This is a genomic window from Streptomyces sp. Pv4-95 (assembly GCF_045782725.1).
Taxonomy (GTDB): Bacteria; Actinomycetota; Actinomycetes; order Streptomycetales; family Streptomycetaceae; genus Streptomyces.
On sequence record NZ_CP127172.1, the window covers coordinates 8043011 to 8062038 of the forward strand.

The window sequence follows — 19028 nt, forward strand, 5'->3', positions numbered from 1 at the left end:
GAAGACGACCCCGGACGGCTGCACCTCGCTCGGGCGGCACCGGATCCGCCTGACGGGCGCATGCGGTGCGCCGTCGCACGCCGTCGGTGGTCGCAGAACCAACCCTGCGCACATACAGATTTTGACCTGCGTGAAACCTGGCAGGAGAGCATGAGGTCCGGAGCGCGAAGCGGGGCCCGCGTCTGCGTGGCCGTTGCCGCTTTGGTGACGTTTCCGCGGTCATAGGGCGGTGCGAAGGGGAGTGCCTGTGCGGATATTGATCGTCGAGGACGACACGGCGGTGCGGGAACTGCTGGCGCAGGGCCTGACGTCGCTGCACCACGAGGTCCTCACGGCCGCGAGCGGCTCCACCGGACTGGGTTTGGCCCTGACCCGGGCCCCCGACCTGGTCGTACTCGACCTCGGGCTGCCGGACCTCGATGGTCTGACGGTGTTGAAGATGCTCCGCACCGTCACCTCGGTCCCCGTCGTCGCCGCAACCGGCCGGGAGTCGGAGAATCAGGTCATCCGGGGTCTGGAGGCAGGAGCCGACGACTACGTCGTCAAGCCTTTCACCGCCGCCTTACTCAACGCACGGCTGAACGCGGTGGTGCGCCGGCGGCGAGGGGTGGAGGAGTCCGACCGTATGCGGGTGGGGCGGCTGGAGGTGGACTCCGGGGGCAGGCCGCCGCATTGAGCGGGCGGCCTCTGGAACTGCGGCCCAAGGAGTTCCAGCTGCTGGCCCATCTCGTCACTCATGCGGGCAGGGTGGTCGGCTGGCGCGAACTCCGTACCGAGATGTGGGGCAGCGATGTCCTGGGCGGGGACAAGACGCTGGCCGTCCACCTCTCCTCGTTGCGCCGCCACCTGGGCGAGTCGGCGGCGGTCCCGCGGTATCTGCACACCGTGAGGGGAGTAGGGCTGAAGTTGGTGGATCCAGTGGTCTGATGCGTCGCTGGGCGCATCTGGCACGTGGGGCCCCGCCGGGCTCAACGGGGTTGCTGGGGCACTCTGTTGGCGGGTATTTGGGCCGCCCAACGCCGGAGGACCGTGAGCCCGGTCTCCGCGATCCGCTCCCCGTCCTCGTGCAAGATGCTGACCCCGGCTGGAAGACGGGCAACCGGCCGTCGGGGTGTGCCAGGAGCGGGCCCCGCATCCCCGCATCCGTCAGGAACACCTCGCCCACCCCGACCTCCGTGAGTCCGCCGGCTCGGACGTCCGCCCCGAGCGCGGAGGCGAGCAGCTGTGCCCCCAGGCAGACGCCGAGCACCGGGATGCCCCGCGCGACGCACGTACGGATCAGTTGACGCTCCGCCTCCAGGAAGGGGAAGCGTCCGCTCTCGGTGACCCTCATCGGGCCACCCATGACGACCAGTCCGTCGATCTGGTCCGCCTCCGGCAGGGCATCGCCCGCGTAGGAACGGAACACCGCGGCGGTCAGGTTCTGGTGCAGAAGTGCCTGGCGGATCAGCCCCGGCCCTTCGAACGGCACGTGTTGCACCACTGCTACAGCCATAGGACAACTCCATTGAACGGGAGAGGGATCAGCGGGAGTCGCCGCACGCACTGCACCGGTGATTCCTCTTTACCGTTCGAGCGGTGCCGATCGCGTCGTGTGGTTCGAGCGGAACCTCGCGCGAGGAAAGTCCGTGCAGGGCACCGGAATTGTGCGCCCGGCGCGCGGTCGCCTCATGCAAGCATGTCCGTTCGAGTTCTGCCAACTCGCGGTGAAGGCGTGCGGATTCACTTCCGTGTCGGCGTTTGCCTTTCCCTAATGCTTCGTTGGTCTCCGTCGAAGGTGGGGCGTGATCTTCTTTGCGTGGTCAACCCTCGGGGGCTCGCATCCTGTGCGCGGGTGACCTGCCCAGAGGGCTCGGAAATCGCTGCTCGGAGGGAACATGCGTGGAACGGTAGGAATGTTTGTCGACTGTTCGGGTCTCACCTCTTGCCCGGCGGATGAGTTATCGGAGGAACAGGTTCAGGGTCTCCGTCCTGACGCCCTGGGTATCCGGGACGAGTTGACCGGTCTCGGCATGCCGCGGTCCGGTGCCGAACAGGTGGCAGCGGGGAATTCACCTCGACCGTCAGCTGACCGGAGCCCGTTGTGGACCCGCGGAAAAGAGGCAGCGTGAAGCCGGATGCACGGCGCCCCTTAGGGAGCCCCGCAGACGAACCATGGGCGGTCACGGTGGTGCGCTTCGCGCTCGCCCTGGTGTACCTGTGGTTCGGCCTCCCGAAGTTCTTCGCCGGCGCGAGTCCCGCCGAAGACCTCGCCGTCGCCACCGTCGAGAAGCTGAGCCTCGGCCTGATCGACGGGTCACCGGCCCGGCTCCTCACCGCGGCGGCCGAAGTGGGTATCGCGGTCGCGGTCGTCGTCATACCCAGAGCGGCCCTGGTGCCCTACGCCGTGCTCGCGCATGTGGCCGGGGCCTGCGCCCCGCTGCTGCTGTTCCCGGAGGTCACCTGGCGTTCGTTCGGCGTCGCCACTTTGGAGGGGCAGTACATCATCAAGAACGCACTCATCGTGGCGTCGGTGTGCGTCGCCTTCCCGCTGCGCGGCGCACCGTGGCGTACGTCGGGGCAACGGTCGGCCCTCGGGGACGCGCGCGGTGAGCAGGAGACGAGCCCGGCGGCGGTGCTGACGAGGTAGCAGGCCGGGTTCCGCGGTTCGGAGGAGGGGCCCTGAGAAACCCTGTGGGGCCGGCGCACGCCGGCCCCACAGGGTTTCTCAGGGCCCCAAGGCATCCGTGTCCGGCCACCGTGGCGGACCGCGGTCACGCCTCGCCGCGGCGGATCCGCCGGATGCACAGGAGGACCGGGATCACCGCGACGAGCAGGCACAGCACCGCCGAAGTGGTCTGCAACGGCCAGGGCGAGTTTGACCACCAGCCAGCGGACCCGTGAGACCGACTGCGACCAGACCATGCGATACGTGCCGCTCCCCCACTCCTGACCGATCAGCGGAGCGCCGAGGAAGACACCGCAGAGCACGGGCAGCGCCGGCAACACCATTCCCACGTCGCGCAGCGGCCAGGCGTAGGTCCGCCGGAGTGTGGCGAGCTGCGCGCAGTGGTCCGGCAGTGGGGACTGCGAACCGGTGCAATCGGCGAGGCGATGGGATGCGATGTAGGTGACCGCGCCGTGGTGCTGGACCGCTGCGTAGACGGCGAACACCACGGCGGCCGCCAGGCAGACCAGGTAGGCGGTGCGCTGCCGGCGCCAGGCCAGCCGGAGCAGACCGCGGGTGTGAGGGCCGGAGATGTCACTGGGGGCCGTGGCAGCCATGAGGGCTTCCCCCGAACCGACATGGGTGGTCCAACTCGACGTGGGTGGATTCGGTGATCATGGGTGGGGCGGCCGGGGCACCCAGATAGGCGAGGAGCAGTTTCGCCAGATCCGGTCGGGTGGTCGTCCACCTGCCGGGCACCGGCTCGTCCGGCCGCACGATCGCCGAGAGCCTGCCGAGGTGCTCCCGGCACGCGATGATCGACGGGTGGGAGAGCAGCGAAGCCTGCGACGCGTTGCCGAAGAGGCTGTGGTGCGCGTTGAGGATCCGGTCGGTCTCCCCGGCCAGGCGGAGGTTGCCGTGGCTGATCAGCACCAGGTAGTCGCAGGTGTCCTCCAGCTCCGCGATCACCTGGGACGACATCAGGACCGTCATGCCGTGCTCGGCCGCCTGCTGCCGCAGGGTCCGGGTCATGTCTCGCCGCACGCAGGGGTCCAGGCCGCTCATCGGCTCGTCCAGCAGGAGGAGTTCGGGGCGTCTGCCCAGCGCGAGGGCGAGCGCCACCCGGGTGCGCTGGCCGCCCGAGAGCGCACCGATACGGGCGGACAGGGGCACCGAGCCCTCCGCGACGAGGCGTTCGGCCAGGGCCTGGTCCCAGGTGTCGTTCAGTCCCCGTCCGACGCGGAGCGTCTCCTCCACCGTCAACTGCCGGTAGAGCGGCTTGTCCTGCCCCAGGTACCCCACCCGCCGACGGGCGGCGCATCCACTCGGTGGGTGGCCGAGCACGGCGACGGTGCCCTCGTTCGGGGCCAGCATGCCCGCGGCGAGCGAGAGCAGGGTGGACTTTCCGGCGCCGTTCGGACCGACCAGAGCGCATATCCGCCCTCGGGGCAGTTGGAAGGAACAGTCGCGAAGTGCCCAGCCCCGGCGATATCGGCGGCCCAGTCCCGTGGCTACGAGGGCGGCCGAGGCGTCGGTGGTGCGCGTGGACGCTTCCGTGGGGCCGGGGACGGCTGCTGCTTGGGTCACGGTGTCCTCCAGGCATGGTCGGTGACGCTGCCGGGATGCCGGTCGCCGCTGCGCCTGGTCGAACCGGCGGGTCCCGTGGGGCCGCGCGGGCCCCTGCTGCCGATGGTCGGATCCGTGCATTAGAGGAGTACTGGAGGAAGGTCATCCGTGGCTGAAAGGTGTGCTTGTGTATCGATTGATCCATGTTTTCTGGGCGGGGGCACGGAGTGGCCGAAGGCACGGCAGGCGAGGCGCGGCCGCATGGCGGCGCCTGCTGAGTCGTGTGCTGCGCTCCGCCGGCCCCGATTTAGCGTTCCGTTGAAACTCCTCCGGCACCCTGGCGCGGATCCCCGTTCATCGTCGTCCAGGAAGAGCGCTGTCACGCATGAGCAACCAGAAGAAGCCCGTCCGCACCGGCGCGCGTCGCCCCGCGAGCGCCGCCCTCCGCGCGCAGGCCCTGCGCGCCAAGGAGCGGCGGACGCTCCGGCGCCGCGCCGCCGCGGTCGCCTGCTGCATCGTGCCGCTGGCCGGTATCGGCGTCCTGGGCAAACTGCTCGCCGACCGCTCGGCCGACGACCCCTCCGTCGTGCGAGCAGCGAGCGGTCCCGTCAAGGTCCCCGCCGGCGCGGCGCCGAAGGACCCCACCACCCTCACCTACGGCTCGGCACGCGCCAAGAACACCCTTGGCGTGTACGAGGACCCGCGGTGCCCGATGTGCGGAATCCTGGAAAGGTCGGTGGGCAAGGAGGCGCGGCGCCTCGCCGACCAGGGCATCGTCAAGGTCGACTACCACTTCGCGGTGTTCATCGACCGGGCGGCCGGCGGAACCGGATCCCGTTTCGCCGTCAACGCCCTCGGTGCCGCCGCCGACCGGGACATGACGTGCTTTCAGCGATTGCACGAGGAGCTCTTCGCCCACCAGCCCGAAGAGACGGACGACGGCTTCGGGAACGCCGGACATCTCCTGGACCTCGCCGCCCGGGTCCACGGACTGCGTTCCCCCTCCTTCGACGCGGCCGTCCGCGATCTCCGGTACCTGCCGTGGGCGGAATCGGTCGGCAAGGAATTCCAGCGATCGGGTCCCGACGGCACACCCCAGATGGAACTCAACGGAAAGCGGCTCGACGTCTTCAACGACCGTGGTGATCCCCTCACCCCGAGCGAACTGGCGCGGCTGGTGCGGGAGCGAGGCGCCTGACCCCCGCGCCCCGGGCCCGGCCCACCGCTCAGCCGGCGTCCGGCACCGACGTTCCGTAGACGGCCCGGACCCAGTCGTCGCGGTACACCGTGTCGAGGTAGCGCTCGCCCAGATCAGGGGCGATGGCCACGGCCGTCGGGCCGGGCGACGGCCGTGCGGCCAGCCACTCGGCGGCGCCCGCGGTCACCGTGCCCGAGGAGCCGCCGAGCAGAAAACCCCTCGCCGCGAGCTGCCGGCACATCCGCACCGTCCGGGCCTCCGGTACGTGCACCACCTCGTCGACGACCGTGGGATCCAGCAGCGGTGGCCGTACTCCGGCTCCCAGGCCGGGAATGCGGCGCGGCGCGGGCGGCCGGCCGAACGACACCGAGCCGACGCTGTCCACCGCGACGATCCGCACGCCGGGGCGGTGCTGCCGGAACCAGCGGGCGCAGCCCATCAGGGTGCCGGTGGTGCCCGCGCCGACGAAGAGCACATCGAGCCGAGGGAACTCCGCGGCCAGCGCCGGTGCCGTCGTCTCGTAGTGGGCCCGCCAGTTCTGCCGGCTGGTGTACTGGTTGAGCCACACGAAGTCCGGGTGCGCGGCGAGGAGTTCACGCAGCGCGCTCAACCGGGCACCGAGCAGGCCACCGTGTCTGCCGGGCGTGTCGACGACGTGCACCGTCGCGCCGTACGCGGCCATCAGCTGCCGCGCGGTCTCGTTGCAGTTCCGGTCGGTGACACACACGAAGCGGTATCCGCGGCTGGCCGCGATGACGGCGAGCGCGATGCCGAGGTTGCCCGACGAGGACTCCACCAGCACCGAGCCCGGACCGATCACGCCTTCCCGCTCCGCCGCGCGGACCATCGCCGTCGCCGCCTTGAGCTTCACCGAACCGGCGAAGTTGAAGCCTTCGCACTTCAGATGGAGGCCCAGCCCCAGCGTCCGTCGCAGATCGATGTAGAGGTGTTCCTCGTTGTAGTCCAGGGGAGTCGAGATGATCGGCACGGTGGGCTCCGATGCGAGGTGGGCGGGGGCGCGGGCGACCGGCGGCTGTGCCGGGTCGCTCAGGGCCGGTGGGGCAGGAAGTCCTCGATGACCGTGTCGTCGCCCGCGGCCCGTACCCGGGCCAGCACATGGGCCGCCAGCGCGAGATCCAGGACGCCGAGCCCGAAGGGCGAGAACACCACCGGCCCGGCATCGCGCACCCGCAGCGTGCCGGTCAGCGTGTCGTGGAGCGTCCCGGCCACCAGACCGCTCGTACCGAACCGCTGGGCGGCCAGTTGGAGGGACGTACCCTCGCGCAGCGCGTGATCCACGTCGTCCACGACGTTCACGGCCCCGCGCAGCACCTCGGGAGCGAAATCGCGCAAGGAGAGATGAAGCACCAGCGGACCGTGCGCGAGGTCCCGCGGATCCGTCAGATGCGGTTCCCCGGCGACGGTGGCCACCAGCACCAGGTCGCTCTCCCGCAGCACGCCGGCGGCGTCGGACGCGGCCGTGGCCACGCCCATGGCCGGCACCGCCGCCAGTTCCGCCGCCAGGTCCGCGGCCCGCTCCGCCGAAGTGTCGTACACCCGCGTGGCGTCGAAGTCCCAGCCGTCCGCCGTGAGATGCCGGACGACCTGCCGGGCGATCAGGCCGGCGCCGATCACCCCGAGTCGCCGTGGCCGCGGACGGTGGGCCGACAGTCGGCCGGCGGCGAGGACGGCCGAGGCCGCGGTACGTGCCGCGCTGATGAGCGATCCCTCCAGACAGGCCACCGGACGCCCGGTCGCCTGGTCGTTGAGGAGGATGACGGCGGAGGCGCGCGGCAGGCCGGCGGCCGGGTTGGCGGGCACGCTGGAGATCCATTTGATGCCGTCGACCCCTGCTGCGCCGCCGAGGGACGCGGGGAGCGCGATGATGCGCGCGTCGGGGCGGTCCACGAAGCGGAGGAAGGCCGATGGCGGGTTCACGGTGTCGCCCGCGCCGTGCAGGCGGTACGCCTCCTCGATGACCTGGCCGGTCTCCTGCTCCCGGCCGCGCAGGACCGCATCGACCTGCGCGGCGGTGACGATGCTGAAGCGGTGGGGGTGGCTTGTGTTCAAGGGGTTTCCTTCCATTCATCGGCCGGCGGTCGGGGGCCTGGGGAGACGGTGCGGTGCCGGAGCGGGCGGCCGATCGGCGCGATGCCGGGCAGCGCGCGCCGGGCGGCGCCCCGTGACACCCGCAGCGCGTCCCAGCCGGGACCGCGGACCGGCAACAGGTCGGGGGACAGCAGCACTTCGCCCGCGTGGACCTCGGGCAGCAGGGCCCGGCCCAACAGATGGGACGCGCACTGGATGCCGCTGATCGCGACGCCCGTGATGCCGCTGCCGTACCGCCCGCTCTGTCCGACGACGAACAGCCCCGGCACCGGCGTGCGGTGGTCCGGGCGTGCGCCCTGTCGTCCCCACCTGGCCAGGCCGTACGGGGTGCCGCCGGAGGAGCCGGTGAAGCGCTGGTGGGTCAGTGCGCCCGCGTACTCGGCGTGTACCAGATGCGCGCGTACCGGCCCCAGCGCCGACTCCGCCGCGTCCAGCAGCAGCTCCCGCATCCGGGCCTTCTCGGCGCGATACGCGGGATCCCGGCGGTAGTTGCCGCCCTCCCCGGGGGCGAACCCGGGCGAGCAGGGGGTCATGATCTGTAGGTTGTGGTAGCCGGGCGGGCCGGTGTGTGGGGCGCCGGGATCCTTGGCGGAGGCGGTGGACACGAAGACGAAGGGGAGGCTGCGCGGGTGCCCCGACGCCAGCTCCTCGTAGGCCGCGTCGATGTCCCACCCGCGGTGCCACCACAGGTTCGCCGGCAAGGCGCGGGGAAAGGACGGCGCAAGCGCGGCGTAGAGGACGGCCACCGGGTGGCGCATGTGCGCCGTACGGGCCCGTCGCACGTACTGCGGGGGGAAGTGCTGGGGCCCCGTGAGGTCGAGCACCGTCCGCAGGTAGTCGGCTCCGGAGACCACCAGGGGAGCCCGGATGCGGCTCCCGTCGGCCAGCTGGACCCCAGCGGCCCGGCCGTCCTCGACGAGGATGCCCTCCACCCTTGTACGGGTGCGCAGTTCGCCTCCCGCTGCCTCCAGCGCCTCGACGAGGGCCGCGGCCAACCGCTGCCCGCCGCCCTCGGGGTAGCTCGCACCGCGCAGGTAGTGGTCGAGGACCGCGACGTGCCCGGCGACATCCACACCGGACGGTGGAGCCCCGTAGTTGCCGGACTGCGCGGCGAGCGCCGTCCGGGCACGCGGGGACAGCGCGCAGTGCGCGAACAGTGCGGCGAGCGGCCGGCGGGCCCAGCGCAGCACTCGCGGCGGAGCGCCCGCCGGAGACTCCTGCCCGTCACCCGGCCCGGAAGGGTCGAGGAGCGAGTCGCGCTGCACAGCGCCGAGCCGCGCACAGATGGTGGTGAAGGTGCGGATGCCGTCCGCGTCGCCGGGGAACGCTGCACACATCCGGTCGGTGTACGCCCGCCAGCCGGCCGGGACCCGGACCGTCGTGCCGGGGAAGGACAGCACGTCGAAGCCGTCGGGATCCAGCTCCCGGAACCGCACCCGGCCCGCCAGCCCCAGCCCGTGCAGCACCGCCGGGAGGATGCCGCCGGGACCGCAGTCGCCCAAATAGTGCACGCCGACGTCGAATTCGAAGGCGCCGCGGCGCCGGAAGACCTGACTGTTGCCGCCGGCGACATCGTGCTGTTCGAGCACGAGCACCCGCCGCCCCGAGGCGGCCAGGTACCCCGCGCACACCAGGCCACCGATGCCGCTGCCGACGATGATCGCGTCGTACGCCGCCCGGGCTGCGCCGCTCATGCCGGACCCTCCGGCTGTCCGGGGGCCACGGTGCCGGGCGGGCCGTCGGAGGGGAACGGCTGGGCGGCGACCGGATACGGGTGGCGCGCCGCGAGCGCGAGCTGGGTGCCGGAACGGGACAGCGGGACGCTGCAGATCCACCAGCCGGCCACGGTCTGCCGCCACCCCGGATGCCAGGACGGCAGCGGGGCGAGGCGCTCCGGTCGCCGGCCGGCCCTTCCCTGAGCCTTCAGCAGTGCCTCGGCCTCCGCCCATTCGCGTATCGACGCGGGTCTCCCGGCCGGGTGTCCCAGAAGTGAGCCGAGCCGCGACAGCGCGTGCCTCCGGGGCAGTTCGTGCTGGACGTCGATGCCGACCCAGCCGCCCCGGGTCAGCGCCACGGCGCCCCGCGCGCCGGAGTGCGACACCGACGCGTACCAGCCCGCGGCAGGCCAGTGCCACCGGCCGTCGGGTGAACGGGCGGGGAAGTGCAGCGGCGGCGGGCAGCCCTCCCGGACGTCCCCGGGCAGCGCACCGCCCAGCGGCGCGGGGAGCAACCTGCCGTGCCCTGTCGTTTCCGTTCCGCTGTCGCGCACCTGCTGTACGGCGCTGCGCAGCAGGCTCAATCCGCCCGGGCTGGTGTGTCGCCCGAGCGGATCCCTCGGCAACCCGTCCGTCCGGCTGAGCACGACATGGATCACCTGCCGCCCACCGGGCGCAGGGGCTTCCGCCACCGCGGGTGCCCGGCTCACCGGAGGAACCTGAAGCGCGGCAGGGCCACGGCGAACAGCACGGCCGCGAGACCCACCAGCAGCCCAGACGTCAGCAGCACAGCGGGTAGATCGGCGCCCCGCACCAGGACATCCTGGAAGGTCTGCAACGCGCGGCCCTGCGGTGTCCAGATGGTGATGTCCTGCATGAAGGAGGGCATGAACACGGACGGCACCATGCAGCCGCCCAGGGCGGCCAGGACCAGCACGGCGATCGTCCCGATCGAATTGACCTGGGTCTCGGTGCGGGCGAAGGACGCCAGCAGCAGCCCCATGGCGACCGCGCAGCACGCGGTCGCGGCGGCGATCGGCAGCAGGGCCACCGGATGCTCGCCCAGGTCCATGCCGAACACCCAGTGACCGAAAGCGGTGAGGGTGGCGACCTGCACCAGCGCGACGAGGAAGTAGGGCGTGATCTTGCCGAGCAGCAGCCGCCATCGAGGCACGGGGGAGGACAACAGCCGGCGGAAGGTTCCCTCGCGCCGTTCCGTCATCAGCGATCCGGCCATGACGGTGACGATGAAGAACACGTACATCACCGTGTAGGCGGGCACGTTCTGCTGATACACCGTGGGATACCGGGGCGGCGTCATGCCCTCCGGGTACGACACCTTCGCCTGCACGTCGGGCACCGTCAGCCGGGACAGCTGACGGCGCAGCTCGGCACGCCGTGCCGGGTCGGGGCTCGCGCGCATCTCCCGGGTGAGGGCCGACGCCGCCCGTGTGTGCACCGCGACGCCGCGCACCGCACCGTCCACGGCGGACTTGAGCGGGTCCACCGCCTGACGCGCGGCGCTCGGGTCGACGATCAAGGAGACTTTCGGCGTGCCGCCGTCCCCGACGGTGTCCCCGAATCCGGCCGGGATGACGACGGCGAGCGACTGGTCACCCTTGCGCACCTGCGCGGACGCCTGCTGCTGGGTGAGGGCACCGCCGCTTCCGTCGTCCGTCACCACCCGCAGGTCGTCACTGCCGCCCAGCGCCCGGGCCACCGCCCGTGCGGGGACACTGCCGTCCTGGTCGACGACCGCCACCCGCAACTTCGGTGCGTCGGAGCCGAGTTCGCTGAACGAGCCGCCCAGGGCGAGACTCATGACGGTGATGAACAGCACGGGGGACAGGAAGAGTGTGACGAGCGCTGCTCTGTCCCGCAGCAGAACCCGGAGCTCCTTGCGGATCATCGCGAACATCAGTGTTCCTCCCGTATGTCACGGCCGGTCAGGTCGAGGAAGAGGGACTCCAGCCCAGGCCGCTCCAGGCGCACCCCGGCCAGGGAAAGACCGTGCCGGGCGGCCGTACGCGGCAGATCCCGCAACAGCCGGTCGGGGGCGCCGGCCCGGACCCGCAGGACCGGGGTCCCGCCGGGGCCGGTGGTGACCGAGACCTCGCCGGCCCCGCGCAGCGCGTCGGCAAGGGTGTCGATCCCGCCCGCCAGGGCGGCGAGTTCGGACCCCGACGGGCTCCAGTACAGGACGCTCCCGCCCAGCGGCGCGAGCAACTCCTCCTGGCTGCCCTCGGCCAGTACGCGTCCCTGGTCGACGATGACGACGCGGTCGCACAACTCCTCGACCTCGGGCATGTAGTGGCTGGTGTAGACGACCGACATCCCGAGCTCGGTCCGCAGGGCCCGTACGGTTTCGAAGATCTGGCGACGGCTCTGCGCGTCCACCCCCACCGTCGGTTCGTCCAGGAAGAGCAATCGCGGCCGGTGCAGCAGCGCCGCGGCGATGTTCACCCGGCGCTGCATGCCACCGGAGAAGCCGGTGACCCGGTCGGCGGCACGGTCGGCCAGCGCCACCACCTCCAGCGCCCAGGCGATCCGCGACGCCCGTTCGTGGCGCGGCACCCGGTACACCTCCGAGAAGAACTCCAGGTTCTGCCGGGCGCTCAGCGACGGGTACAGCGCGATCTCCTGCGGGACCACGCCGATGAGGGGTTTGGCGCGTGCCGGAGCCGCCCACAGGTCGTGCCCGCACACCGTGACGGTGCCGCTGTCCGGGGGCAGCGCGCCCGACAGCATGGCGATGGCGGTGGACTTGCCGGCTCCGTTCGGGCCGAGGAAGCCGACGATCTCCCCCTCCCGCACGGACAGGCAGAGGGACGCGACGGCCTGCCGGTCACCGAACCGTTTGCCGATGTCCTCCGCTTGCAGGGCGTACGGCGTGGGCCGTTCGGGAGTGTCGGTCATCGGACTGCCTCCTTCGATACGACGAGCGAGACATAGCTCCCGCCGTAGGCGAAGCCGGAGACCAGGGCGTGGCCCACGTCCGAGCGCAACCCGCCCTGCGGAACAAGACCCGGAAGCCCGACGGGTGCCGCGTCGACGCCGCGCGTGCCGGGAATCCGGCCGTCGCCGAGTGCCGCCACCGCGGCCAGCAGCCCCAGTCCCGGAGCGGAGCCCGAGGTCTCGCCGAGCACCGCTTTGGGCGCGACGAGAGGGCGGGAGGCCAGGCCCGCCGCGTGCAGCGCGATGGCTTCCGTGTCGTCCACGGACGGACGGCCCATGGCGGCGCACGCCACCATGCCGACGTCGTCCGCCGAGATCCCCGCACCGTCCACCGCTCCGCGCAGCGAGCGGGACCACGCCTCGCCGTCGGGCCGCAGCCCGGCGATTCCGCTGTCGTCCGAGGCGAGGCCGAAGGCGGCGACGGTGGCCAGGGGCTCGGCTCCGGCTTCCTGCGCCGAGGCGTAGGACTCCAGGGTGACCGCCACTGCGCCCGCGCCGAGCACCGTGCCGTCACCGCCGAAGGGCCGGACCTCGGTGTCGCTGAGGAAGCCGGGGATCTTGACATGGCCGGCCAGGAGCGCCGCCGGGCACTCGTCGGCCACCACGACCACGACCCGGTCGGCCGCCCCGCGGGCGATCAGACGGGTGCCGTAGTGCAGGGCGGTGAGCGCGCTGGTGCCGCCGGTCGACACGGTGGCCGTAGGGCCGCGGAAGCGGTGCAGAATCGCCAGATGCCCGGCCGCGGCATTCACCACCGTGTTGGGGAAGTACCGCGGATTGGCCCCGGCCACCCCGTCGTCGAGCACCCCGCGGTGGAACTGCTCGACCGGAGTGATCGGCGCGAGGCCGGTGCCGAAGATGAGGCCCGTGGTGTCCGCGCGGGCACGGTCCGGGCGGCCGTGCCGCCGGTGCAGCTCCGCCACCACGGCGGCCGCCAGCCGGCTGGTGGGGTCCATGCGGCGCAGGACCGACGGGTTGACGCCCGCGGTGGCGGACGTGAGGTCCACGACCCCGGCCGGGCGCGATCCGTAGCCGGGCACCTCGACCCGTTCCCCGTACACGGACACTCCGTCGTGCAGCGCCGCCAGCAGCGCGTCGTGGCCGGCGGCGGAACCGGCCAGCCCCGCGATGCCGGTGATGCACACCCGGCGGGGGGCGGCGGCCGCCACCGCGGCGGGCGGCGGCCCGCCACCGCGATCCGGATCGCGCAGCACCACCGCGGCGTTGTTGCCGCCGAACGCGAAGGAGTTCGACACCACCACACCGGTGGGACGCAGCGCGGCGACCTCCGGAATGATGTCCAGCCCACTGGGGGAACGCGTCACCCCCGCCGTATTGGCCGTCGGCGGCTGGACGCCCTCGCGGACGGCGAGCGCGCAGACCACGGCCTCGATCGCGCCCGCGGCGCCCAGGGTGTGGCCGATCATCGACTTGGTGGAGCTCACCGGTGGTGGTGGATCGAACAGCAGCCGGATCGCCTTCGGTTCGACGCAGTCGTTGGTGGGGGTTCCGGTGCCGTGCCCGTTGATGTAATCGACATCGGCCAGCTCGTGCCCGGCCGAGGCGACCGCCGCGGCGATCGCGCGTGAGGCGCCGTTGCCGCCGGGATCGGGTGCGGTCTGGTGGTGCGCGTCCGCCGACAGCCCGTACCCGGCGATTTCGCACACGACCCGCGCACCCCTGGCGAGAGCCGTGTCCCGCCGTTCGAGCACGAGGAAACCGGCGCCCTCACCGAGACTCAGACCGGCCGAGCGGGTGTACGGGGCGCAGGGCGCCGGGTCCAGTGCCCCCAGACTGTTGAACCCGTGGAACGACAGGCCGGTCAGCGGATCGACCCCGCCGACCAGCACCGCGTCGGCCTCGTCGCTCCACAGCAGCTCCAGGGCGTAGCCGATGGCCACGGCGCCGGCCGCGCAGGCGTTGGACATCAGTGCACGGGGCCCGGTGAAGCCGAGCCGCGCGGCCAGCAGGTCGGCGACGCTGTGCAGGCCGTACCCCTTCAACAGCCGTACGTCGGCGTGGCGGAGCCCCCGGCCGCGCCACTGCGCGTGAAACCTCTCGATGCTGCGTGTGCTGCCGAGGCTGCTGCCGACGACCACACCGACGCGTTCCGGGGCGTACTCGGAGCAGGGCAGACCACTGTGGCCGGCCGCTTCGAGCGCTGCCGCCCGCGCCAGGGTGAAACACCGGTCCGTGCCCGGCTCGTCCGCAAGCGGCGCCTGTCCGCCGAGACGGGTGACCAGTCCGTCGGTGTCGACCACATCGACCGGCTTGATGCCGGCCGCGCCGCGTCGCACCGCGCGCCAGCACTCGTCGGTGTCGCGGCCCAGGGCCGAGACCATGCCGAGCCCGGTCACGACGACCGGCTGCGGCTCTCTTCCGGGAAGCTCCTGCTGTCCGTCTGCCATGTCAGATTCCGATCCGTTCCGACCAACTGCGGGGGAGGACGGCGGGCGAGGAGACCGTGACGAGGTCCACCGTCCGGCCGTCGGCGGTGGTGCCCTCCAAGGGCACGCCGGGCACGTCGAAGGGCTTGTCGAGCAGCCCGTAGGCCAGCTCCGTGGCGGAGCCGAGCGAGGGCGCCACTTGGTGCACGGTTCCGACCCGTTCACCCGCCGCGTGCAGCGCGGAGCCCGTGGCGGGCCGGTCCCCGGCGGGGGCGGTGAGCAGCACCAGTCCGCGTCGCGGCGCACCGGCCGAGCGGAGTGCCGCCGCACCGCAGAAGTCGTCCTCGCGCTCCCAGTCGACCAGCCATTCCAAGCCGGCCTCCCGCACCGACAGGCCCTCGGCGCAGCCGAGTTGCGGGTGGCGCACCTCGGTACGGGCCCGGTCGAGCCCTTCGGGGCCGACGCTGCCGCCGCCCAGCGCCCGGGCCCGCTCGGCGACCCAGGCCGCCGAGCCGGCCTCCTGGGGGAAGACCAGCAGATAGCCGTACTCGCCGGTGCTGCCGATGCGGGCGAGTACGCCGTCCGCCCCGCCTTCGTCGGGCAGCGCCACGGTGACCGCGCCGTGCAGCACGAGGCTGGAGATCTCGTACGGCACCAGCTCCTGCGCGATGCGCCAGGACCGCGGGCCTTCGAAGGCGATCGCCGCGTGCGTGCGGGAGAGGTCCGTGATCTCCACATCGGTGATGCCGGCCCCCGCGGCGACGGTCTCCAGCAGCCCCGCGAGTCCGGCCCGGGCAGGGGAGAGCAGCAGACAGCGGTCGGCGAGTTCGATGTGCGTGACGACGTCCCAGATGCTGCCGTCCTCGTTGAGCAGCAGGCTGTCCCGGGCGGTGTCCGGCTCCACGAAGCTGCTGTTGCGGGCCAGCGCCTGCTGGAGCAGGGTGGACCGCTCCAGCCCGCCGATTTCGACGAGTGCGCCGGCGGCGGACGGGCCGGGGGAGTAGTGGCCCACGGTCTCGCGGAGCCGGAGGTGATCGGTGTGCGTGTCGTGGGAGAAGGAGTTCATCACTGTGGCTTCCTCATCGGGGGGATGGCACCGGCCGCTTTCGGACCGGTCGGGGGACAGGAAAGGGACGCCGGCGCGGAGCTGCCGGAATGACGGCGCAGGTGGCGGACGGCCGACTCCTCGTCGTCGGCCAGCAGCAGCGGCATCCGCGTGCTGAACGGCAGGTGTGCCGGGCGGCGGGCGAACAGCGCCAGCAGGGGCCCGTGCGGTGTCCGGCGGATCAGCAACTCGTCCTCCGCGCGCAACGCGGCGGTCACCAGCCAGCGCCCGTCGGCCAGTTGGAGCGCGGCCTCGCGGCACCACTGCTGCCATGGCGCGGGGCGCTCCAGACGCCACAGGTCACCGGGACCGCCGGACGTCAGCGCCCGTGCCTCCCGGCCGGACGCCGGGGTCAGCCAGACCACCACGTCCTCGGTCCTGCCGCCCGGCTCCGCTGCCGATGTCACCACCGCCGACCACGGCCCCTCCGAGCAGTGGGCGAAGGACCAGGCCACGGCTCCCGGGACGGCCGCCCCGCCGCCCGCGGACGCTTCGCCGGTCCCCGAGAGCACGTCCCCGGAGAGCACCTCCTCCAAGAGCACGCCCTCCGACGCGTCGAAGGACCAGGCCGTACCGGGAGGCGACACACCCCAGCCCGCGCCGTGCCGCAGGTCTTCCCTGACGGGCTGCCGGGTCACCCAAAGCCCCGACCGCCAGGCGGCGTTGCTGCCGAAGGCGCGGAAGCGGGGGAACGGTGCGGCCAGTACGCGCACCCCTGAACTCCGCCAGGACACGATGCCGCCGCTCTCCTCACTGCACAGCACCTCGTCGTCGCCCGCCGCCATGCGGTGCACCGGCCGGCGGGCCGCGGTCGCCGCCACCCAGCGCCCGGCTCCGCGCGCCCGTGCCGCCGGCTCCCTGCGGTGCAGCGGGTGTTGCGGCACCGGCAGCGCACCGTCCAGTGGTTCGACGCCCGGGACGGCCACCGGCACACGGCCTTCGGCTTGAGCGCCGCCGCGCGAGACGTCGACGCGGTAGGCACAGCCCGGCGCGGAGTCCAGCAGCAGAAGGAGGGAGGAGAGCAGCCGGGCGCGGGTCCCGCCGTCCCACTCGACCGTCATCGACAGACCGGAGTACGGAGCCCGCCAGGACAACCTCCGATCCGGCGTCACCTCGTGCCCCGCGGCCGCGAAGTCGGTGGCGTCCGCGGGCCACAGATTGCGGCCCGCGGGTGCGCACACGGCCTTGGGCGACTGCCCCGCCACGAGAACGGACGAGCGCAGGCCCACGGTCAGGGCGGACCGCAGCAACGGCGCGCTCACCGGCGCCGGGTCCCGTACGGCGCGGGAAGACACCGCACCGCCGTCGGCGGACGCCGGTGCGTGGGGCGTCCAGTACAGCGCCTGGACGAGACTGCCGCCCCACAACCGGGAATCGCGAGTCAGGACACCCCCGGGACGCCGTTCGGCAACCGTCCAGCCGTCGTCCCACGTCGTCACCTCCAGCCGCCGCCCCACGGCCGACCTGCGCCAGCCTGTCGCATACGGCGGGCCGTTCACCGGCCACGGATCGGACAGCAACGGGCCGAGGTGCCCGTCGTGATGCAGCGTCACGGTGCCGTCGGGATCAAGGGACAGGCACAGTCGGCCGTTCCACACCGTGGCCGGCTCGCCGTACGCCGCTCCGCCGCCGGGCGCTGCCGGAGCGGGGCCCGCGGACGGGCCCTGCGCCGCCGCGCGGTCCTGCGCGTACGGTGCCTCGTGGACCGCCCCGTCCCCCACGGCCGTCGCGAACACCTCGCCCGTCCAGGGGTCCGCGTGCACCGCGACATGCGCCGTCCCGCACGACACCGCGCTGCGCACCGACGGCCGGCCGAGCGCCCGCGCCGATCCGACGACGAGCCCCGGGCCGTCGACGCCCGTGATGACCCGCCGCCACAGCTCGGCGTGCGGGAGATCCGGGGGCAGTACCTCAGGGAAGTGCCTGCGGAGCAGGGACACCAGCAGCGGCACCTGGTTCACCAGCTCCACCGAACCGTCCTCGTCCGGGATCCCGGCCCCCACCACGGAGCAACCGGCCTGCAGATAGGCGGAGTACGCCGCGCGGTTGGCGGGATCGGTGGTGAGCCGGATGGTGCGGATGCCTCGCGCGGCCAGCGGAGCGACGGCCTCGACGAACAGATGCGCCGCCGCGCTGCCGCCCCGGAGCGCGGGGATGAGGAAGAACATGTCCCCGAAGACCTCGCCGGGGCCCGCGGCGCGCTTGCCGCAGCTGTGGAACATGCCGAGCGTGCCCCGTACCCCGCCCTGCTGTTCGACGACGAGGAAGAGGGCGGTGCCCCGGTCGGCCAGTTCGGTCCGCACCATCGCGGCGTCGAGCTTCCGGTCGACCCGGTTCGGCCCGTCCGGGTAGCGGTTGTAGAGGTGCGCGATACCGGCGGCATCGTCCGCGCGGTACGGGCGCACCAGGAACTCACTCGGTGCCATGGGGCCCCCGTCCACGATGCGGTGGGCGGGGGGCCTCGTCCGGCTCGGTCGCGGGCGGGGCCCCGGCCGGGCCCCGCTGGGTGACGGTCAGCGAGCCCTCGGCGACCGTCATGCCGTCGCAGCGGGCATCGACCGCGACCGCGGTGAGCCCCCGGAACTCCCGGCCGAGCCGTGCCGACAGCACGAGCTGGTCACCGGGCACGACGAGCCGGCTGAACTTCATCCGGCGGATGGAGCCCAGATATCCGACCCGCCCCGCGGTGTCGGGGTCGGCCGCCGGATCCGCTCCGGTGGTCCAGGCAGCGGCATACACCACGGCCACCAGCTGGGCCATCGCCTCGACGATGAGGACGCCCGGCAGGATCGCCTGGTCCGGGTAGTGCCCGGCGAAGCAGGGTTCCGCGACGGTCACGTTCTTGATGCCCGACCCCGAGACGCCGGGATGTACGTCGTAGGCCCGGTCCAGCAACAGCATCGGTGCGCGGTGCGGCAGCAGGGCCCGTATCGCGTCCGAGGAGAACGCGAGGGCGGCGCGGTCCGTGCTCATGCGGCCGTCCCGCCCATGGGGATGCCGCCACGGCGTGCGACCACGCAGTCGGCCAGTTTGTTGATCGAGCCGAAGACCTCGCGTTCGTCGTCCGTGATGCCGACGCCCAGGTCCTCCTCGATGATCACGACGATCTCCAGGGTGTCCAGTGAGTCGAGTCCGAGGCCGCGGCCGAAGAGCGGTTGGTCGTCGCCGATCAGATCCGGCCGGATAGTGAGCCCGAGGCCCTCCGCCAACAGGACTTTCAGCCGGTGGTTGAGCGCCGCGCGTGCCGTGGCGCGGGCCAGCAGGTCGTCGAACGTCGTGCCGGTCATGCGAACTCCTCGAAGGCAAGGGCCTGTTGGGGCCACTGGGCGGGGTGTCTGTCACGTGA

At 72.6% G+C, this 19028-nt stretch carries 16 protein-coding genes and 1 pseudogene; 4 read left to right on the forward strand and 13 right to left on the reverse strand.

All coding sequences use genetic code 11. The features are described 5' to 3' along the window. Nucleotides 1-247 precede the first annotated feature (247 nt). Both QOM21_RS35340 and QOM21_RS35345 read left to right on the forward strand, forming a co-directional pair. A complete protein-coding gene (locus QOM21_RS35340; RefSeq protein WP_407555174.1) occupies nt 248-676 on the forward strand; it encodes a response regulator transcription factor in 429 nt (142 codons plus the stop codon). After that, a complete protein-coding gene (locus QOM21_RS35345) occupies nt 673-927 on the forward strand; it encodes a helix-turn-helix domain-containing protein (RefSeq protein WP_407555175.1) in 255 nt (84 codons plus the stop codon). The genes QOM21_RS35340 and QOM21_RS35345 overlap by 4 nt, the downstream gene beginning before the upstream one ends. A gap of 265 nt (nt 928-1192) precedes the next feature. On the opposite strand, the pseudogene QOM21_RS35350 reads toward QOM21_RS35345, so the two are convergent. Beyond that, nucleotides 1193-1495, reverse strand: a pseudogene (locus QOM21_RS35350) (type 1 glutamine amidotransferase); the annotation flags it as partial. Nucleotides 1496-2107: 612 nt separating this feature from the next. Between QOM21_RS35350 and QOM21_RS35355 the strand changes: the two are divergent. Further along, nucleotides 2108-2629: a hypothetical protein gene (locus QOM21_RS35355; protein ID WP_407555176.1), complete on the forward strand. Its 522-nt coding sequence runs from the start codon at nt 2108-2110 to the stop codon at nt 2627-2629. Between the two features lie 612 nt (nt 2630-3241). On the opposite strand, the gene QOM21_RS35360 is transcribed toward QOM21_RS35355, so the two are convergent. After that, entirely contained in the window at nt 3242-4234 is a 993-nt protein-coding gene (locus QOM21_RS35360) for an ABC transporter ATP-binding protein (RefSeq protein ID WP_407555177.1), read from the reverse strand. Nucleotides 4235-4598: 364 nt separating this feature from the next. Between QOM21_RS35360 and QOM21_RS35365 the strand changes: the two genes are divergently transcribed. Further along, entirely contained in the window at nt 4599-5411 is an 813-nt protein-coding gene (locus QOM21_RS35365) for a DsbA family protein (protein ID WP_407555178.1), read from the forward strand. 28 nt (nt 5412-5439) lie between these two features. Here QOM21_RS35365 and sbnA read toward each other — a convergent pair whose 3' ends face one another. Genes sbnA through QOM21_RS35420 form a run of 11 tightly spaced genes read right to left on the reverse strand, consistent with a single transcriptional unit; the run spans nt 5440 to nt 18969 of the window. Next, nucleotides 5440-6399, reverse strand: a complete 960-nt coding sequence (gene sbnA / locus QOM21_RS35370) for a 2,3-diaminopropionate biosynthesis protein SbnA (protein ID WP_407555179.1) — start codon at nt 6397-6399, stop codon at nt 5440-5442. A gap of 59 nt (nt 6400-6458) precedes the next feature. Beyond that, nucleotides 6459-7496 carry a 2,3-diaminopropionate biosynthesis protein SbnB gene (gene sbnB, locus QOM21_RS35375; protein ID WP_407555180.1) on the reverse strand — a complete coding sequence of 346 codons (1038 nt, stop codon included), beginning with the start codon at nt 7494-7496 and terminating at the stop codon, nt 6459-6461. Beyond that, nucleotides 7478-9214, reverse strand: a complete 1737-nt coding sequence (locus QOM21_RS35380) for a phytoene desaturase family protein (RefSeq protein WP_407555181.1) — start codon at nt 9212-9214, stop codon at nt 7478-7480. Before QOM21_RS35380 ends, sbnB begins: the two co-directional genes overlap by 19 nt. After that, on the reverse strand, nt 9211-9945 hold the full coding sequence (locus tag QOM21_RS35385) for a hypothetical protein (protein WP_407555182.1): 735 nt from the start codon (nt 9943-9945) through the stop codon (nt 9211-9213). Before QOM21_RS35385 ends, QOM21_RS35380 begins: the two co-directional genes overlap by 4 nt. Further along, nucleotides 9942-11153: an ABC transporter permease gene (locus QOM21_RS35390; protein ID WP_407555183.1), complete on the reverse strand. Its 1212-nt coding sequence runs from the start codon at nt 11151-11153 to the stop codon at nt 9942-9944. The genes QOM21_RS35385 and QOM21_RS35390 overlap by 4 nt, the downstream gene beginning before the upstream one ends. Then, nucleotides 11153-12151 carry an ABC transporter ATP-binding protein gene (locus QOM21_RS35395; protein ID WP_407555184.1) on the reverse strand — a complete coding sequence of 333 codons (999 nt, stop codon included), beginning with the start codon at nt 12149-12151 and terminating at the stop codon, nt 11153-11155. Before QOM21_RS35395 ends, QOM21_RS35390 begins: the two co-directional genes overlap by 1 nt. Then, nucleotides 12148-14598, reverse strand: a complete 2451-nt coding sequence (locus QOM21_RS35400) for a beta-ketoacyl synthase N-terminal-like domain-containing protein (RefSeq protein WP_407555185.1) — start codon at nt 14596-14598, stop codon at nt 12148-12150. Before QOM21_RS35400 ends, QOM21_RS35395 begins: the two co-directional genes overlap by 4 nt. 1 nt (nt 14599) lies before the next feature. Further along, nucleotides 14600-15643 (reverse strand): hypothetical protein, encoded by a 1044-nt coding sequence (locus QOM21_RS35405; RefSeq protein WP_407555186.1) that lies wholly within the window; start codon nt 15641-15643, stop codon nt 14600-14602. After that, nucleotides 15643-18108: a hypothetical protein gene (locus QOM21_RS35410; protein WP_407555187.1), complete on the reverse strand. Its 2466-nt coding sequence runs from the start codon at nt 18106-18108 to the stop codon at nt 15643-15645. Before QOM21_RS35410 ends, QOM21_RS35405 begins: the two co-directional genes overlap by 1 nt. Beyond that, on the reverse strand, nt 18095-18655 hold the full coding sequence (fabZ, locus tag QOM21_RS35415) for a 3-hydroxyacyl-ACP dehydratase FabZ (protein WP_407555188.1): 561 nt from the start codon (nt 18653-18655) through the stop codon (nt 18095-18097). Before fabZ ends, QOM21_RS35410 begins: the two co-directional genes overlap by 14 nt. Next, complete coding sequence (locus tag QOM21_RS35420; RefSeq protein ID WP_407555189.1) at nt 18652-18969, reverse strand: phosphopantetheine-binding protein; 318 nt, start codon at nt 18967-18969, stop codon at nt 18652-18654. The genes fabZ and QOM21_RS35420 overlap by 4 nt, the downstream gene beginning before the upstream one ends. Nucleotides 18970-19028: the final 59 nt, after the last annotated feature.